This is a genomic window from Pseudomonas sp. OST1909 (genome assembly GCF_015277575.1).
GTDB lineage: Bacteria > Pseudomonadota > Gammaproteobacteria > Pseudomonadales > Pseudomonadaceae > Aquipseudomonas > Aquipseudomonas synxantha_A.
The window spans coordinates 2,954,860-2,970,664 of record NZ_CP063780.1; the positions used below are offsets into that span (position 1 = coordinate 2,954,860).

The following is a 15,805-nucleotide window of genomic DNA, read 5'->3' on the forward strand; positions in this document are numbered from 1 at the left end:
CGCGCTCCAAAACTTGCGATCGTCTTCTCCTGCGCACAGAGCCCAATGATGCAATTTTTATCCAACCCCCACGGCTGTGAAGGCTGGGCCGGCGAAATGGCTCAGCGGATACGCACCTTTGACTGGTCAACTACCGACCTTGGCCCTTTGGATCAGTGGTCCACAAGCCTGGCTTGCACCGTGCAAATGATGCTGGCCTCACCCGTGCCGATGGTGATGCTGTGGGGGCGGGCGGGGTACATGATCTACAACGACAGCTATTCGGCATTTGCCGGCGGGCGCCATCCTTACCTGCTGGGTACGCCGGTGGAACTGGGCTGGCCGGAAGTGGCCGAGTTCAATCGGCATGTGGTGGATACGTGCCTGGCGGGCGGTACCTTGTCGTTCAATAACAAGGAACTGGTGTTGTCGCGGCACGGCCGACCGGAAAGCGTGTGGCTGGATCTCTACTACAGCCCGGTGGCGGGTGACAACCAGCAGCCGGCCGGCGTGCTGGCGATTGTGGTGGAAACCACCGAGCTGGTGAAGTCCGAGCGGGTGCGCCAGGAGCTTACCCATAATCTGGAGCAACGCGTGGCCGCCGAGGTGCAGGCGCGCTCTGCCGCCGAAGACCAGTTGCGCCAGTCACAAAAGCTGGAAGCGATTGGCGGCCTGACCGGGGGCGTGGCCCATGACTTCAATAACCTGCTGCAAGTGATCGCCGGCAATCTGCATTTGCTTGCCCGGCATGAGCCGGACAATTGCCAGGTGCAACGTCGCGTGACCGCGGCCATCGCGGCAGTCGAGCGCGGGGCCAAGTTGTCATCGCAATTGCTCGCGTTTGCCCGTCGCCAACCGTTATCACCCGCGGTGTACAACCCGCAGCGCATCTATGCCGGCCTGGGCGAGTTGCTGCAACGGGCGCTGGGGGAAACCATCCATATCGACGTGCAATTGCCCCTGGACTCCTGGTGCATCAATGTCGACCGCAACCAGCTGGAAAATGCCTTGCTCAACCTGGCAATCAACGCCCGGGATGCCATGCAGGGCGAAGGGGTGATTCGGATCACCGGGGAAAACATCATCCTCAACCCTGACGATTGCATCGGCAAAAGCATCAAGCCCGGCGAGTACGTGCGCCTGGCGGTGGCCGACACCGGTGTGGGCATGTCCCAGGCCACCCTCAAGCGCGCCTTCGAACCCTTCTTTACCACCAAACGCGAAGGCCACGGCACCGGTCTGGGGCTGAGCATGGTGTTTGGTTTTGTGCGCCAAAGCGGCGGCCACGTGGATATGTGGAGCGAGGAGGGCAAGGGTTCGGTTGTGCAGATGTATTTCCCCCACAGCCTGGAGCCCGAGTGCCTCGACGACTACAGTGACGTGGACCTGCAAGGAGGCGGCCAGGAAACCATCCTGGTGGTCGAGGACAACGAAGGCGTGCGCCTGACGGTGGTCGAGTTGCTGCAGCAGTCGGGTTACACCGTATTGACCGCCGAAGATGGCGACCGCGCGATGCAGGTGTTGCAGCGTGGCGCAGCGCCGGACTTGATCTTCACCGACGTGGTGATGCCAGGCCGGGTCAAGAGCACTGACCTGGCCACTTGGGCGCGTACGCAGAACCCGCCGGTGGCGGTGCTGTTCACCTCCGGCCACACCCGCGACATCCTGTCCTCCAATCATTTGCTCAGCGCCGACATCCACCTGCTGAGCAAACCCTACAGCCCCGAGGCCCTGACTCAACGCGTGCGCAGGGTGCTCAGTGCAAGACAAGGTTGCCCATGACATCACAGCGCAACATCCCTGCGGTTACCGCTCGGCAACCGGGCTTTGTCAGGGTGCGTGGCGCCCGTGAACATAATCTGCGTAACGTCGATGTGGATATTCCACGCGATGCCCTGGTGGTGTTTACCGGGGTATCCGGCTCCGGCAAATCGTCCCTGGCGTTTTCCACCGTGTATGCCGAGGCGCAGCGTCGCTATTTCGAATCGGTGGCGCCCTATGCGCGGCGCTTGATCGACCAGGTGGGCGTGCCGGATGTGGACAGCATCGAGGGCTTGCCGCCGGCGGTGGCCCTGCAACAGCAACGCGGCACGCCGAGTGCGCGCTCTTCGGTGGGCAGCGTCACTACCCTGTCGAGCTTGATCCGTATGCTGTATTCACGCGCCGGCAGCTACCCGCCGGGGCAGGCCATGCTGTATGCCGAGGACTTTTCCCCGAACCTGCCCCAGGGCGCGTGTCCGCAATGCCATGGCTTGGGTCGCGTGTATGAAGTGACCGAAGCGTTGATGGTGCCCGATCCGTCCTTGAGCATCCGCCAGCGTGCGGTGGCGTCCTGGCCGCTGGCCTGGCAGGGTCAGAACCTGCGCGACATCCTCGTGACCCTGGGCTATGACGTCGACATCCCCTGGCGTGACCTGCCGAAAAAACAGCGCGACTGGATCCTGTTCACCGAAGAAACCCCCACCGTGCCGGTATACGCCGGCTTTACCCCGCAGCAGACCCGCGATGCGTTGAAACGCAAGCTCGAACCCAGCTACCAGGGCACTTTCAGCGGCGCACGGCGCTACATCCTGCACACCTTCGCCCATACCCAAAGCGCACTCATGAAAAAGCGCGTGTCGCAGTTCATGCAAGGCAGTGCCTGCCCGTTATGCCACGGCAAGCGCCTGACCCAGGCGGCACTGTCGGTGAAGTTTGCCGGGGTGGATATCGGAGAGTTGTCGCAACTGTCCCTTGCGCAATTGGCCCAATTGCTGCGGCCGGTGGCGGCGGGGCAGGACAAGATGAAATTGTCGGTGGAAAAGCGCCTGGCAGCCCAACGCATTGCCCAGGACTTGCTCGAACGGGTGAACACCCTGATCGAGTTGGGCCTGGGCTATCTGTCGCTGGAACGCAGCACGCCGACCTTGTCCTCCGGAGAGTTGCAGCGTTTGCGCCTGGCGACCCAGCTGGGCTCGCAGTTGTTTGGCGTCATCTACGTGTTGGACGAGCCCTCGGCGGGCCTGCATCCTGCGGATGGCGAAGCGTTGTTCAGTGCGCTTGAACGCTTGAAGGCCGCGGGCAATTCATTGTTTGTAGTGGAGCACGACCTGGAAACCATGCGCCGCGCCGACTGGTTGATCGACGTGGGCCCGGCAGCCGGTGAACATGGCGGGCAGGTGCTGTACAGCGGGCCGCCTGCGGGGTTGGAGGCTATCGAGGCGTCGCAGACCCGTGAATACCTGTTTGCTCCACAGCGCCCGGCCAACGTGGCGCGGCGCGCGCCCACTGCCTGGCTGAAGCTCGAAGGCGTGACGCGCAATAACCTCGATGACCTGAAGGTGGACTTCCCGCTGGGCTGCTTTACCGCGGTAACCGGAATTTCCGGCTCGGGCAAATCCAGCCTGGTCAGCCAGGCGTTGCTGGAACTGGTGGCCACGGGCCTTGGGCGCGTGCTGGAAAATGACGACGAGCCAAGCCTGGAAGACGCTGCACCGCAAGCCAGTGGCGGGCGCATCAGTGCCGGGTTGGAACACATTCGCCGCCTGGTGCAGGTGGACCAGAAACCTATCGGCCGCACGCCGCGCTCTAACCTGGCGACCTACACCGGGTTGTTCGACAACGTGCGCAAGCTGTTCGCCGCTACGCCGGCGGCCAAGAAACGCGCTTACGACGCCGGGCAGTTTTCGTTCAACGTCGCCAAGGGGCGGTGCCCGAACTGCGAGGGTGAAGGCTTTGTCAGCGTTGAACTGCTGTTTATGCCCAGCGTGTACGCGCCGTGCCCCACCTGCCACGGTGCACGCTACAACCTTGAAACCCTGGCGATCAAATGGCAGGGTTTGAACATCGCTCAGGTGCTGGGGCTGACGGTCGAGCAGGCAGTGGACGTCTTTGCCGAGCAGCCTGGCGTACTGCGCTCGTTGCAGGTGCTGCGCGATATCGGCCTGGGCTATCTGCGCCTTGGCCAGCCGGCCACCGAACTGTCCGGCGGTGAAGCCCAGCGCATCAAGCTCGCCAGCGAACTGCAACGCAACGCCCGCGGCGCTACGTTGTATGTGCTCGACGAGCCGACCACCGGCTTGCACCCCAAGGATGTCGACCGCTTGCTCAGCCAGTTGAATCAACTGGTCGATGCGGGGCATACCGTGGTTGTGGTCGAGCATGAGATGCGCGTGGTGGCCCAGAGTGACTGGGTGATTGATATCGGGCCGGGGGCAGGGGACCTGGGCGGGATGGTGGTGGCGTGTGGTACGCCGCACAAGGTTGCCAAAAGCAAGCACAGCCGAACCGCGCCTTATCTAACCCAGGCGCTGATCTAGCAGTTGTTGATGACCAAATGTGGGAGGGAGCAAGCCCCCTCCCACATTAAGCCAAGCGCTAGTCAGTGAGATTATGCTGGATCTGCTCCTTGGCCAGCTTCACCACATTCTCCACGGTAAACCCGAACTTCTCCTGCAACTTGGCCAATGGCGCCGACGCGCCAAAGCTGTTCATCACCACCTTGGCACCGGTTTGCCCGACATAGCGATCCCAACCCAGGGGCCCCGCCTGTTCCACCACCACCCGCGCTTTTATCGCAGGCGGCAAGACGCTGTCGCGGTAGGCTTGATCCTGGTCTTCAAACAACTCCCAACTCGGCATCGATACCACTTGCGCGGCCACGCCTTCGCCCTTGAGTTGCTCGTAAGCAGCCACCGCCAGGCTGACCTCACTGCCTGTCGCGATCAGAATGACTTCAGGCTTATCCGCAGCGGCCAATACATAGGCACCTTTGGCCGCACCGGAGGCGCACGCATACTGGGTGCGATCCAGGGTTGGCAGCGCCTGACGCGACAGCACCACGCAGCTTGGCCGATGGGTTTGCGCCAGGGCCACCTTCCACAACTCCAGGGTTTCATTGGCGTCGCCCGGGCGTAGGGTCAGCAGCCCCGGCGTGGCGCGCAGTTGGGTCAGGTGTTCGATCGGTTGGTGCGTCGGCCCGTCTTCACCCACGCCGATGGAATCATGGGTAAACACGAAAATCACCGGCAATTCCATGATCGCCGCCAGGCGGATCGGTGGTTTCATATAGTCGCTGAACACCAGGAAGGTCGAGGTGTACGGGCGCAGGTAGGACAGTGCCATGCCATTGGCAATTGCGCCCATGGCGTGCTCGCGGATGCCGAAGTGCAGGTTTCGCCCGCTGTAGTCATCGGCGCTGAAGCGCCCGGCGCCGTCGAACGTCAGGTTGGTTTTGGTCGACGGCGACAGATCCGCCGAGCCGCCCAGCAACCAGGGGATCTGTTGGGCGAAGGCATTCAATACCTCGCCGCCGGAGGCCCGGCTGGCGACGCCCTTGGCATCGGCGGCGAAGCTGGGCAGGTGCGCCTGCCATTGCTCGGGCATTTCGCCGGCGCGCATTCGGTGCAGTTCATCGGCACGTTGCGGGTCGAGGGATGCCAGGGTCTGGTTCCATTCGGCGAACAGCGGTTCGGCGCGTTCGTAGAGGGCATCACGCAGTACCGTGCGGGCTTCGTCGGGCACCAGGAAGCTCGAATCCTGCGGCCAGCCATAGGCAGCCTTGGTCAGGCGAATCTCGTCTTCGCCCAGAGGCTCGCCGTGGGCGGCTGCGGTGTTGTGCTTGTGCGGCGAGCCATAGCCGATCACGCTGTCGACCACGATCAGGGTCGGCGCGCCGGTATTGGCCTTGAAGGTTTCCAGCGCCACGCTCAACGCCTGCAAGTCATTGGCGTCGGTGACGTGCTGGGTGTGCCAGCCGTAGGCCTGGAAGCGCTTGATCACGTCTTCGCTGAAGGCCAGTTCAGTGTGCCCCTCGATGCTGATGGTGTTGTTGTCGTAGATCCAGCACAGGTTATCCAGCTTCAAGTGGCCGGCCATCGAGGCCGCCTCGCTGCTGATGCCTTCCATCATGTCGCCGTCACCGCACAGGGTGTAGACGTCGTAGTCGAACAGCACCTGGCCGTCGCGGTTGAAGCGTTCGGCCAGCCAACGCTGGGCCATGGCCATGCCCACGCTGTTGGCGCAGCCCTGGCCGAGCGGGCCGGTGGTGGTTTCCACGCCGGTGGTCATGCGGTATTCGGGGTGGCCTGGGGTCTTGGAACCCATCTGCCGGAACTGCTTGATATCGTCGAGGCTGATGGCCGGCTGGCCAGAGCGCTGGCCGTGGGCGTCAATCTCCACCACACCGGCCAGATGCAACAGCGAATACAGCAGCATCGACGCATGCCCCACTGACAACACAAAACGGTCACGGTTAGGCCAATCGGGATGTTCGGGGTGATAACGCAGGAAGCGACTCCACAACGTATAACCCACCGGCGCCAGGCCCATGGGCGTGCCCGGATGCCCGGAATTGGCCTTCTGTACAGCGTCCATGGCCAGGGTGCGAAGCGTGTTGATGCATTGAGTGTCGGCAGCAGTGGCAGCGTGATTCATGAAACCTGTCTCCCTCGGGTGGCGATCTACAGTGGAGGGCAGGGCACGGCAAAGGTTTGATCCCATCGCAGGCTGCACGACGAACGGGACTGTATTGACCTCAAACATGACAAGACCCATTGGAATGGGCTAGCTTCAAGGGCGTAGACCATTGATCAATTTGTGGAGGTACGCCATGCCAGTGAAACACGACCTGTATCAGGACTTGGGTTTGAGCAAGGAAGACGTTCACGAACGCAGGGCGAACGATAACCGGCTGGATTCGCTGCTCACGCAATATGATGAAGCTGACGCAAAGGTGCTGAAGGCAGAAAAAGCCAGTGCCAGTGATGAGGACGTAGAAAACCTGAAGAAGAAACGGCTGCTGATCAAGGACGAGATCGTCGGGCGATTAGGCTAGGCGCAAAACGGCAATATTTGTTCAGATTTGTATGCGGGACATCGCAGGACTGTGTCTTTATGATGCGCCCCGTCCACCCGGCTCTGGGGACTGTTGCGGCGCAAGGATTGTGCCGCTGAGCCGGGGAGGACACCCCATTTCAGGCCAGCAGTGTGCCCAGACACTCATCAATGGAACGCTGCTGCGTCTCGCCGTAAAGCTGCAACTCATCAATCGTCTTGCGCCCCAGCGCCTGTTCGAATTGCGCCTGGTTGGCGTTGGCCGCGTAATGACTCTGCGCCGCATCCCCCAGGTTTGACTGGAAAATCCCCGCCGCACTCACCGGCAGAAAATCCTCATACACCAATGGCTCCACCGCCACGTGATCGGCGTTGACCAGTGCTTGCAACGTTCGCGGCTGCTCGGGCTGGCCGCGTGCCGCCAGGCCCTTGGCTGTAACGAAGTAACGAAAGTACGCCAGGCCCTGCTCGCGCATCTGTGCGGGGGTATCCGGGAACGCCGTAAAGTGCCGTTCCATCAATTGCACATAACGCTCGGCGTTGGCCTCGTTGGGGAACGCTCCGAGTTCATCGCGGGCGGCGTTCAGCAGTTGGTCGTACAGGGCGCGGCCTTTAGGCGTGAGCGCTACACCGCGTTGTTCGATTTCGCCAAAGCGTGCGCTGTGGCTGCCGTGGGCGTCGGTGAACGCGATAGGTTCGTCGAGCGCCTTGAAGCTGGTCTGGCGCAGCAGGATCGGGCAATGGCGCCGGGGTGGGCCTTCGATCACGGCTTTGGGCGTAATGCCTTTGCCGGGCATGGCGGCCTGTACCTGGTCGATGTCCAGGGTGCGTGGCGTGAGATGGTTGATATGCGGGCCCCTGAAGGCGACCACGTCGGCGATCAGGCGGTGCTGGTTGCTCAGTTGCTCGTATTGCGCGCCTGTCACGGTGGCGGTGTTATGCCAGCGGAACGTCTCCAGCGCCTCGTCGATGAAAGCCTGGGCGTCGCGGGCATTCAAGCCGCCCTGTGTTTCGGCCTGTTCGATCAGCGCCAGGGCGCCGGGGGTGAAGATCGAACGCTTGGCCAGGGCACTTTCGGCGAAGGCGCGCAGCTCCAGGTTTTCGATCAGCTCCAGGCGCAGCAGCGAGGTGAACACCCGGAACGGGCTGGTTTGCAGCGCGTGTTCATGCACGGCGCGAAAGGCCGTGGAATGCACCGGCACGCCGGCGGGGGTGAGGTCGTAGTAGCCCACCGGTTGCATGCCCATCACCGCGAACAGGCGGCTGATGGTCGCCAGTTCTGCGGCAGTGCCCAGGCGGATAGCGCCATGGCGCTCCATGTCCAGGCGCTGGATTTCTCCGGTACGCTGCAACTGCTGCACCAGCTCAGGTTGGCTGTCGAGTACGCGTGCATTGGTTTGGGCCACCAGTTCCAGCAGCGCGCCGTACAGAGGTACTTCATCGCGGTACATGTCGGACATGGCCTTGGAAAAGCCCTTGCGGATCTCATCGGGGCTGACATGTGCAGTGGCGTGCATAGAAAAATTCCTGATGGCTGTGGCGAGCAAAATGACCTTTGCCCGATTTTGTTGAGGCGCAGGCCGGCTTGCAAACGAAGATTCTTCTGGACTTCATTCTGCAAATGAATGAGATGCCATGAACAGGAGCAAACCCAGCCCCAGCGGCTTGTCAACGCCAGGTGCTTTGAGTCTTCATGTGCAACCGGGCCCCATTGGGTTCTACACTGCGCCTCACTGTGTAGGTGATGGAGGACTCAATGACGGCCGTACCCGCAAACCGCCTGCTTGACACGATTGAAGGCCAGCGCCTGGCGACGCAAGATGCCGAGCGTTGGCGTGAGTGGGGCCCGTACTTGAGCGAACGCCAATGGGGCACCGTGCGCGAAGACTACAGCGCCGATGGCGACGCCTGGGCCTACTTCCCCCATGAACAGGCGCGCAGCCGCGCTTATCGCTGGGGCGAGGACGGCCTGGCCGGTTTCAGCGACAAGGCACAACGCTGGTGCCTGGGCCTGGCGCTGTGGAACGAACGGGATGCGATCCTCAAGGAGCGCCTGTTCGGCCTCAATAACGCTGAAGGCAACCACGGGGAAGACGTCAAGGAACTGTACTTTTTCGTCGATGGCGTACCGAGCCATGCCTACATGCGCATGCTCTACAAATACCCCCATGCCGCCTTTCCCTATGCCGACCTGATCGCTGAAAACGCTCGCCGTGGGCTGGGCGATACCGAGTATGAAATCCTTGATACCGGCGTGTTTGAAGACAACCGTTACTGCGACATCAGCGTCGAATACGCCAAGCACCAGCCCGACGATATTTTCATGCGTGTCACCGTGCACAACCGCTCGGAGCAGCCGACACGTCTGCAGGTGCTGCCCCAGTTGTGGGCGCGCAATGACTGGAGCTGGACCTTTGATGCGCCCAAACCCAGGTTGACGCTGGACGGCGACCGCGTGCTGGCCCGTCATCATGAGCTGGACGATCGCCAGCTCAGCGCCTGGGGACAGGATGGGGTGCAATGGTTGTTCTGCGAAAACGAGAGCAACTTCGCCAAGCTGAGCGGGCAGCCGACGTCCGGGCCGTTCAAGGATGGCATCAACGATTACGTGGTGGAGGGTGATCAAGGGGCCATTCGCGGTGACGCGGGCACCAAGGTGGCGGCGCGATTCAGTCTTGAATTGGCGGGCCTGGAAAGCAAAAGCCTCTATCTGCGCTTTGCCCCTGTGGACGCGCCCCAGGTCAACGCTCGCAAGCTGTTTGAACAGCGCCGCCAGGAGGCCGATGACTTCTACGCAGCCCTGCAACAGGGGATCGCCGATGACGATGCGCGCAATGTGCAGCGCCAGGCCCTGGCCGGCTTGCTGTGGTCCAAGCAGTTGTACTATTTCGACGTCAACCAGTGGCTCGACGGTGATCCGGCCCAGCCTGCGCCGCCGCCCGAGCGCCTGCATATCCGTAATACCCATTGGCGGCACCTGTCCAATTTCGACATCCTGTCCATGCCCGATACCTGGGAATACCCGTGGTATGCCTCCTGGGACCAAGGCTTCCAGGCGGTGGCCATGGCGCTGATCGATCCCGGCTATGCCAAGCAACAGCTGCTGTTGCTGGTTAAAGATCGTTTCATGCACCCCAACGGCCAATTGCCCGCCTACGAATGGCGCTTCGACGATGCCAACCCGCCAGTGCATGCCTGGGCCAGCTGGCGCGTGTATCAGCAGGACAAGGCGCTGACCGGCGTGGGCGATATGGACTTTCTGGAGCGGATCTTCCACAAGCTGCTGCTGAATTTTTCCTGGTGGGTCAACCGCAAGGACGCCGAAGGCCGCAACCTGTTCCAGGGTGGTTTTCTGGGCCTGGACAATATTGCTTTGTTCGACCGCTCGGCCACGCTGCCACCGGGTTACCAGTTGGACCAGGCCGATGGCACTGCCTGGGTCGCGGCCTATGCCCTGGACCTGATGCGCATCGGGCTGGAGCTGGCCAAGCGCAACGCCGTGTACGTGGACATTGCGGTAAAGTTTTTCGAGCACTTCCTGTATATCGCCGGCGCCATCAACCGCGTCGATGACAGTGCCGAAGGCTTGTGGGATGAGCAGGACCTGTTCTTCTACGACGTACTGCACCGTCCCGACGGCCAGAGCGAACCGGTGCGTTTGCGGTCTATCGTCGGCCTGATGCCGCTGTTCGCCGTGCTGGTGCTGGAACAGCGCGAACATGAAGGCTTGGAAGGCCTGCGCGAGCGTCTGCTGGGGTTTATGCATCACCGGCCGGACCTGGCCAAATTGGTCTCACGCTGGAACGAACCGGGGCAGGGCAATCGCCTGCTGCTGGCGTTGCTGCGTGGCGAGCGTACCAAGGATTTGCTGCACCGCATGTTGGATGACCAGGAGTTCTTGTCGACCTTCGGTGTGCGCGCCTTGTCCAAGACCTTTGCAGAGCAACCCCTGGCGCTGAAGATGAATGGCGACACCCTGTGCGCCAGTTACCAGCCCGGCGAATCCGACTCTCGCCTGTACGGCGGCAACTCCAATTGGCGCGGGCCGCTGTGGATGCCGGTGAACTACATGCTGATCGAATCGCTGCGTGAATTTCACCGCTACTACGCGGATAACTTCTCAGTGGAATACCCCACAGGCAGCGGCTATCTGGCGTCGCTGGAAGACGTGGCCGACAGCCTCAGCCAGCGCCTGATCGGATTATTCCTGCGCGATGAAAATGGCCTGCGGCCATCCATGGCAGGGTATGCGCAGCTGGAGGCGGACCCGGCCAGCCGCGATCTGGTGTTGTTTCATGAATACTTTCATGGCGAGACAGGGCGAGGGTTGGGGGCGTCGCACCAGACGGGGTGGAGCGCCCTGGTCGCCTTGCTGCTGCAGCCAAAGGTCTAGCACCCATGGCGCGCATAGGCATCGGTAGCTACACCCCTTTGGCGCCGCGCCGCGTGCGCTCGATCTCTTCAAGCAAGCCATCTATGCCCGCCAGGCGTGCGCGGTTGTCATGTTCCCAAGGGTGAAACCCCGGTTTGAAATAATGCAGCCACGGCCTGAGCATCCGCGGGAATACGCCCTTGGGGCCGTACAAGTACTTGACCATGCGCCACAGCCCCTTCAACGTGCCGCCCGAGGTGCGGTCGGCAATCAGCAGCCGCACGTGGAAGTCCAGCACCACTAGCCAGAACATGACGGTGGTGGTCAGCATGGTGCCGGTGCGCAGCAGGTAGCGTGCGGGGCCAGGTTTGATCACCTGGTTCCATACATCGAAGGCTACGGCTTTATGTTCGGTTTCTTCCAAGGCGTGCCAGTACCACATCTGCTGGTAACCCTTGAGTGAATCACCAAAGCGCGAGGGGTCGCTCAACAGGATTTCCGCCAGCATCGCAGTGTAGTGCTCAAGGGCGATGGTCACCGCCAGGTTGAACGACGGCGGCAGGTGTTTCTTCTGCAAGTCGAGGAAGAACTTCAGGCGTCGGTCGAGGGTGTGCGCCGGCAAGCCCGCCGCTTGCAGCAGGTCGTTATAGGCCACATGTTCGCGGCTGTGCATGGCCTCCTGGCCTATGAAACCCTGGATTTCCTTTTTCAGTTCGGGGTCGTCGATCTGCCCGCGGTAGTGGCGCACGCTGTCCATGAAAAACAGCTCGCCCTGGGGAAACAGCAACGACAGGGCGTTGAAGAAGTGGCTGATCACCGGCCCTTGTTCATGCCAGTCTTTGATGCGCTCGGCAGGCAAGGCAAAACGGATATCGCGACGGATCGGCAACATGCTGCGTCCTCCTGTTCAGAGATGGGACTGGTCGTTGGTTTCAAAGACCTGTGTGCGCGGCTTGGGCGCCATGCGTTTGCTGGCAAACACCACCAGTGCCTGATAGGCCGAAGGCAGGCAACGGGCGAGCAGGTCGAGAAAATAGGCGTCGCGGCCGATCAGCACACGGCGCTTGTTTTTGCGTACACCTAGCAGGATCACTTTGGCGGCCTGGTCGGCGTCGGTAATGAACAGCTTTTCGAAATCGGCGCGGGCCTGTTGTTCGCTGTGGATGAGGAAACCGGTCATGTTCGCGTCGATGCGGCTGCTGCGGCAGATATCAGTACGAATACCACCGGGGTGCACACAGGTGGCCGATACGCCGCAGCGTTGCAGGTCGAGTTCCTGGCGCAGGGCCTCGGTGAAGCCGCGTACAGCAAACTTGGTGGCGTTGTAACCGCTCATGCCGGGTTGGGCGAACAGGCCGAACACGCTGGAAGTATTGACTATGTGGCCTTCGCCGCTGGCCTTGAGATACGGCAGGAACGCCTTGGTGCCATGCACCACGCCCCAGAAGTTGATGCCGACGATCCATTCCAGGTCGGCGTAGTCCACGCCTTCGACGGTACTCGACAGCGCCACCCCGGCATTGTTGAACACCAGGTTGACCTGGCCATGTTCCGCGGCACAGCGTGCAGCCCAGTCCTGCATGGCTTGGCGGTCAGAGACGTCCAGCACCTGCGTGGTAACGGTCACGGGCGACAAGGTCGATGTGCGGATCAGCTCCAAGGTCTGTTCCAACCCCTGGCTGTTCTTGTCGGCCAAGGCCAGGTGGCAGCCTTCGCGTGCCAAGGCTAAAGCCAATGCGCGGCCCATGCCGGAGGCTGCACCGGTGATCGCCGCAACGCGGCCATTGAATGACTTCATGACAGGCTGCCTTCTGTGGCGGAGTGAGGGGCTGGTACGGGACGTGGCAGAGCGGGCGCCGGCAACGGGCTGGCGACGTAGTCCTTGAGCGCAAAGTGACGGGTGAGCTGTTTGAAACGCCAGGTAGAACCGGGCCACAGCGTGGTGTTCTTGCCGGTGCGTGGGTCCAGGTACCAGCTCTGGCAGCCGCCGGTGTTCCAGATGGTGCGCTTGAGTTTGTCCTGCAACTGGTAGTTGTAGGCGTGCTCTACAGCGGGTTTGACCTCGACCGTGGCAATGCGCTGGCGCCGCATATGTTTCAAGGCATCGAGGATGTAGGTGACCTGAGCTTCGATCATCAGGATCATCGAGTTATGCCCCAGGCCGGTGTTGGGCCCGACGATCAGAAACAGGTTGGGATAGCCCGGCACGGTAGTGCCTTTGAAGGCATGGGCGCCGTCGCTCCAGGCGTCCATCAGGTCGATGCCGTCGCGGCCGATGATGCAGTCTCGCGGCAAGGGGTCGCTGGCCTGGAAACCGGTGCCGAAGATCAGGCAGTCAGCGGGATGCTTGATCCCGTCGGCGGTGATCACACCGTCCGCCTCGATGCGCAGCACCCTGTCGGTGACCACCTCGACATTACTGCGCGTCAGCGCCGGGTAGTAGTCATTGGAGATCAGCACGCGCTTGCAGCCGATGGTGTAGTCCGGCGTCAGCGTCCTGCGCAGGGAAGGGCGGGCCACTTGTTTGCGCAGATGCCGCAGGGCGATTTTCTGCACCATCTTCATCAGGCGTGGGTGCAAGGCAAAACCCACCACCCGGCCTTCCAGTGCCCAATAAAACGCGCCGCGCACCAGCTTTTGGGTGAACGGCAGGTGTTTGAACAGCCAGCGTTCAAGCGTTGAAATCGGCCGGTCCGGTTTGGGCATGATCCAGGGCGGCGTGCGCTGGAACAGGTCCAGGTGCGCCACCTGTGGCGCGATCTGCGGCACGAACTGGATGGCACTGGCGCCGGTGCCGATCACGGCCACGCGCTTGCCTTTCAACGAGTAGTCATGGTCCCACTGCTGGGAGTGAAAACGCTTGCCCTTGAAGCTGTCCAGCCCCGGAATATGCGGCAGCGCCGGGCGAGACAGCCCGCCCATGCCCGAGACCAGCACCCGTGCGCTGACTTGGCGGCCATTGCTGAAGCTCAGGTGCCAGCGCTGCTGTTGCTCATCAAACACCGCACGTTGCAGGGCCATGCCAAAACGCAGGTAGGGCGCCAGCTCAAAACGTGTGGCGCAGTGTTCCAGATAGGCGCGGATCTCAGGTTGTGTCGCGAACTGTCGCGACCAGTCCGGGTTGGGCGCGAAGGAAAATGAATACACATGGGACTGCACGTCACAGGCGCAACCCGGGTAGTGGTTATCGCGCCAGGTACCGCCGAGGGTCTCGGCCTGTTCGGCGATGAAGAAGTCGGTGAGCCCGGCCTCCTTGAGCTTGATTGCCATACATAGGCCAGCGAACCCCGAGCCAATGATGGCAATGTCAATCGAATCACTGTGGGCAGTCATGGGCGTGCCTCATCGATAGATAGAAAGCGGGTGGGCATCGGATGTGCTCCTCTTTTTGTTTTGTCTTTTAGATAGAACACCATTGCAAAGGAAAATTGAATTAATTATTTTAAAAAAGATTTTAAATAATCTACCTGAAAATTTCGCCTACGCTAGGACCTTGTTCCGCATGTGCGATTTGTCCGACGGACGAGCGTGGTATGCAGGGCGCCCAGGTCCAAGGGGTGGACGATGGCTGAGGCCTTGATCAATTCCGGTCGGGTCGCCAGCAGCAGGGAAGCAGAGGACCGAGCTATGGCTGTGGAATGGGTTGTCGCTGCGGGTGTGCTGGCCGGCGCCAGCGTGGCGTTATGGGGCTTGAGTGCCTGGATGACGCGGCGCATTGAAGCGCGGGTTCCGATCAACGGGCGTTTCGTCGAGGTGGATGGCGAGCGCTTTCATTATGTCGAAGAGGGCAAGGGTCCGCCGCTGGTGATGATCCACGGGCTGATGGGCAGCAGCCGTAACCTCACGTATGCCTTGTCCGGTCAGTTACGAGAGCATTTTCGCGTGATCACCGTTGACCGGCCGGGGTCCGGCTATTCCAGCCGACACAGCGGCACGGCCGCAGACTTACCGGGTCAGGCCCGACAAATCGCGGCCTTTATCAACACGCTCGACTTGGGCAAGCCATTGGTACTGGGCCATTCCCTGGGTGGCGCGATTGCTCTGGCGCTGGCCCTCGACCATCCCCATGCGGTGTCCGGGCTGATACTGGTAGCGCCCCTGACCCACCCGCAACGCATGTTGCCGCTGGTGTTCCTGTCATTGGCGGTGCGCCCGGCCTGGCTGCGACGCTGGATGGCCCACACCCTGACGATGCCCGTCGGCCTGCTGAGTAAAAATGCGGTGGTCAAAGGCGTTTTCGCCCCCGATGCCGCACCGCCGGACTTCGCCACCCGGGGCGGCGGGCTGCTGGGCATGCGTCCGGACAACTTCTATGCCGCGTCCACCGAAATCAACCAGGTCAACGACCACCTGCCCGACATGGTCAAGCGCTACCCGCAACTGACCTTGCCCATCGGGCTGATCTATGGCACCCGCGACAAGGTGCTCGACTTTCAGAAACACGGCCAGGCCCTGGCGAGCAAGGTGCCAGGGCTGAAAATGCAAGTGGTCGAAGGCTGTGGGCATATGTTGCCGATCACCGCGACAGAGCGGGTGGCGGCGCTGGTGGAGCAGGTCGCCAAGCGCGTCCGGCCCGGGGCGGACATCAGGCTGTTGCACCCACCCAAGGCCCTGGCGAGTAGATAAGGGTGCACCCGACTT

The 15,805-nt window shown here is 61.8% G+C and carries 10 protein-coding genes; 5 read left to right on the plus strand and 5 right to left on the minus strand.

Annotated elements, in window-relative coordinates; all coding sequences use genetic code 11:
- Nucleotides 1-48: 48 nt before the first annotated feature.
- Both IH404_RS12870 and uvrA read left to right on the plus strand, forming a co-directional pair.
- The gene (locus tag IH404_RS12870) at nt 49-1,761 is read left to right on the plus strand and encodes an ATP-binding protein (protein ID WP_005787802.1); all 1,713 of its coding nucleotides are present in this window, start codon (nt 49-51) and stop codon (nt 1,759-1,761) included.
- Entirely contained in the window at nt 1,758-4,277 is a 2,520-nt protein-coding gene (gene uvrA, locus IH404_RS12875; protein WP_005787804.1) for an excinuclease ABC subunit UvrA, read from the plus strand. The genes IH404_RS12870 and uvrA overlap by 4 nt, the downstream gene beginning before the upstream one ends.
- Before the next feature lie 58 nt (nt 4,278-4,335).
- Here uvrA and tkt read toward each other — a convergent pair whose 3' ends face one another.
- Entirely contained in the window at nt 4,336-6,393 is a 2,058-nt protein-coding gene (gene tkt / locus IH404_RS12880) for a transketolase (protein WP_005787806.1), read from the minus strand.
- Nucleotides 6,394-6,568: 175 nt separating this feature from the next.
- On the opposite strand from tkt, the gene IH404_RS12885 reads away from it, so the two are divergent.
- Nucleotides 6,569-6,793, plus strand: a complete 225-nt coding sequence (locus tag IH404_RS12885) for a DUF465 domain-containing protein (protein ID WP_005787808.1) — start codon at nt 6,569-6,571, stop codon at nt 6,791-6,793.
- A 139-nt stretch (nt 6,794-6,932) separates the two neighbouring features.
- Here the strand turns inward: IH404_RS12885 and IH404_RS12890 are convergent, their stop codons facing one another.
- Entirely contained in the window at nt 6,933-8,309 is a 1,377-nt protein-coding gene (locus tag IH404_RS12890; protein WP_005787810.1) for a VOC family protein, read from the minus strand.
- Nucleotides 8,310-8,548: 239 nt separating this feature from the next.
- Between IH404_RS12890 and IH404_RS12895 the strand changes: the two genes are divergently transcribed.
- Nucleotides 8,549-11,185 carry a glucosidase gene (locus IH404_RS12895; protein WP_194440566.1) on the plus strand — a complete coding sequence of 879 codons (2,637 nt, stop codon included), beginning with the start codon at nt 8,549-8,551 and terminating at the stop codon, nt 11,183-11,185.
- A gap of 28 nt (nt 11,186-11,213) precedes the next feature.
- Here the strand turns inward: IH404_RS12895 and IH404_RS12900 are convergent, their stop codons facing one another.
- Genes IH404_RS12900 through IH404_RS12910 form a run of 3 tightly spaced genes read right to left on the minus strand, consistent with a single transcriptional unit; the run spans nt 11,214 to nt 14,497 of the window.
- On the minus strand, nt 11,214-12,056 hold the full coding sequence (locus IH404_RS12900; protein ID WP_005787814.1) for a metal-dependent hydrolase: 843 nt from the start codon (nt 12,054-12,056) through the stop codon (nt 11,214-11,216).
- Nucleotides 12,057-12,071: 15 nt separating this feature from the next.
- Nucleotides 12,072-12,962, minus strand: coding sequence for an SDR family NAD(P)-dependent oxidoreductase (locus IH404_RS12905; protein WP_005787815.1), 891 nt, complete (start codon nt 12,960-12,962; stop codon nt 12,072-12,074).
- Nucleotides 12,959-14,497, minus strand: a complete 1,539-nt coding sequence (locus IH404_RS12910) for an NAD(P)/FAD-dependent oxidoreductase (protein WP_194440567.1) — start codon at nt 14,495-14,497, stop codon at nt 12,959-12,961. The genes IH404_RS12905 and IH404_RS12910 overlap by 4 nt, the downstream gene beginning before the upstream one ends.
- A gap of 294 nt (nt 14,498-14,791) precedes the next feature.
- Here IH404_RS12910 and IH404_RS12915 point away from each other — a divergent pair, with 294 nt between their 5' ends.
- Nucleotides 14,792-15,790, plus strand: a complete 999-nt coding sequence (locus tag IH404_RS12915; protein WP_005787819.1) for an alpha/beta hydrolase — start codon at nt 14,792-14,794, stop codon at nt 15,788-15,790.
- Nucleotides 15,791-15,805: the final 15 nt, after the last annotated feature.

What these genes read in the sequence shown, in the direction of transcription:
- IH404_RS12900 (WP_005787814.1), bottom strand. Translation starts at nt 12,056, where the DNA reads ATGTTGCCGATCCGTCGCGATATCCGTTTTGCCTTGCCTGCCGAGCGC.
- IH404_RS12905 (WP_005787815.1), bottom strand. Translation starts at nt 12,962, where the DNA reads ATGAAGTCATTCAATGGCCGCGTTGCGGCGATCACCGGTGCAGCCTCC.
- IH404_RS12870 (WP_005787802.1), top strand. Translation starts at nt 49, where the DNA reads ATGCAATTTTTATCCAACCCCCACGGCTGTGAAGGCTGGGCCGGCGAA.
- tkt (WP_005787806.1), bottom strand. Translation starts at nt 6,393, where the DNA reads ATGAATCACGCTGCCACTGCTGCCGACACTCAATGCATCAACACGCTT.
- IH404_RS12910 (WP_194440567.1), bottom strand. Translation starts at nt 14,497, where the DNA reads ATGACTGCCCACAGTGATTCGATTGACATTGCCATCATTGGCTCGGGG.
- IH404_RS12915 (WP_005787819.1), top strand. Translation starts at nt 14,792, where the DNA reads ATGGCTGTGGAATGGGTTGTCGCTGCGGGTGTGCTGGCCGGCGCCAGC.
- IH404_RS12895 (WP_194440566.1), top strand. Translation starts at nt 8,549, where the DNA reads ATGACGGCCGTACCCGCAAACCGCCTGCTTGACACGATTGAAGGCCAG.
- IH404_RS12890 (WP_005787810.1), bottom strand. Translation starts at nt 8,309, where the DNA reads ATGCACGCCACTGCACATGTCAGCCCCGATGAGATCCGCAAGGGCTTT.
- uvrA (WP_005787804.1), top strand. Translation starts at nt 1,758, where the DNA reads ATGACATCACAGCGCAACATCCCTGCGGTTACCGCTCGGCAACCGGGC.
- IH404_RS12885 (WP_005787808.1), top strand. Translation starts at nt 6,569, where the DNA reads ATGCCAGTGAAACACGACCTGTATCAGGACTTGGGTTTGAGCAAGGAA.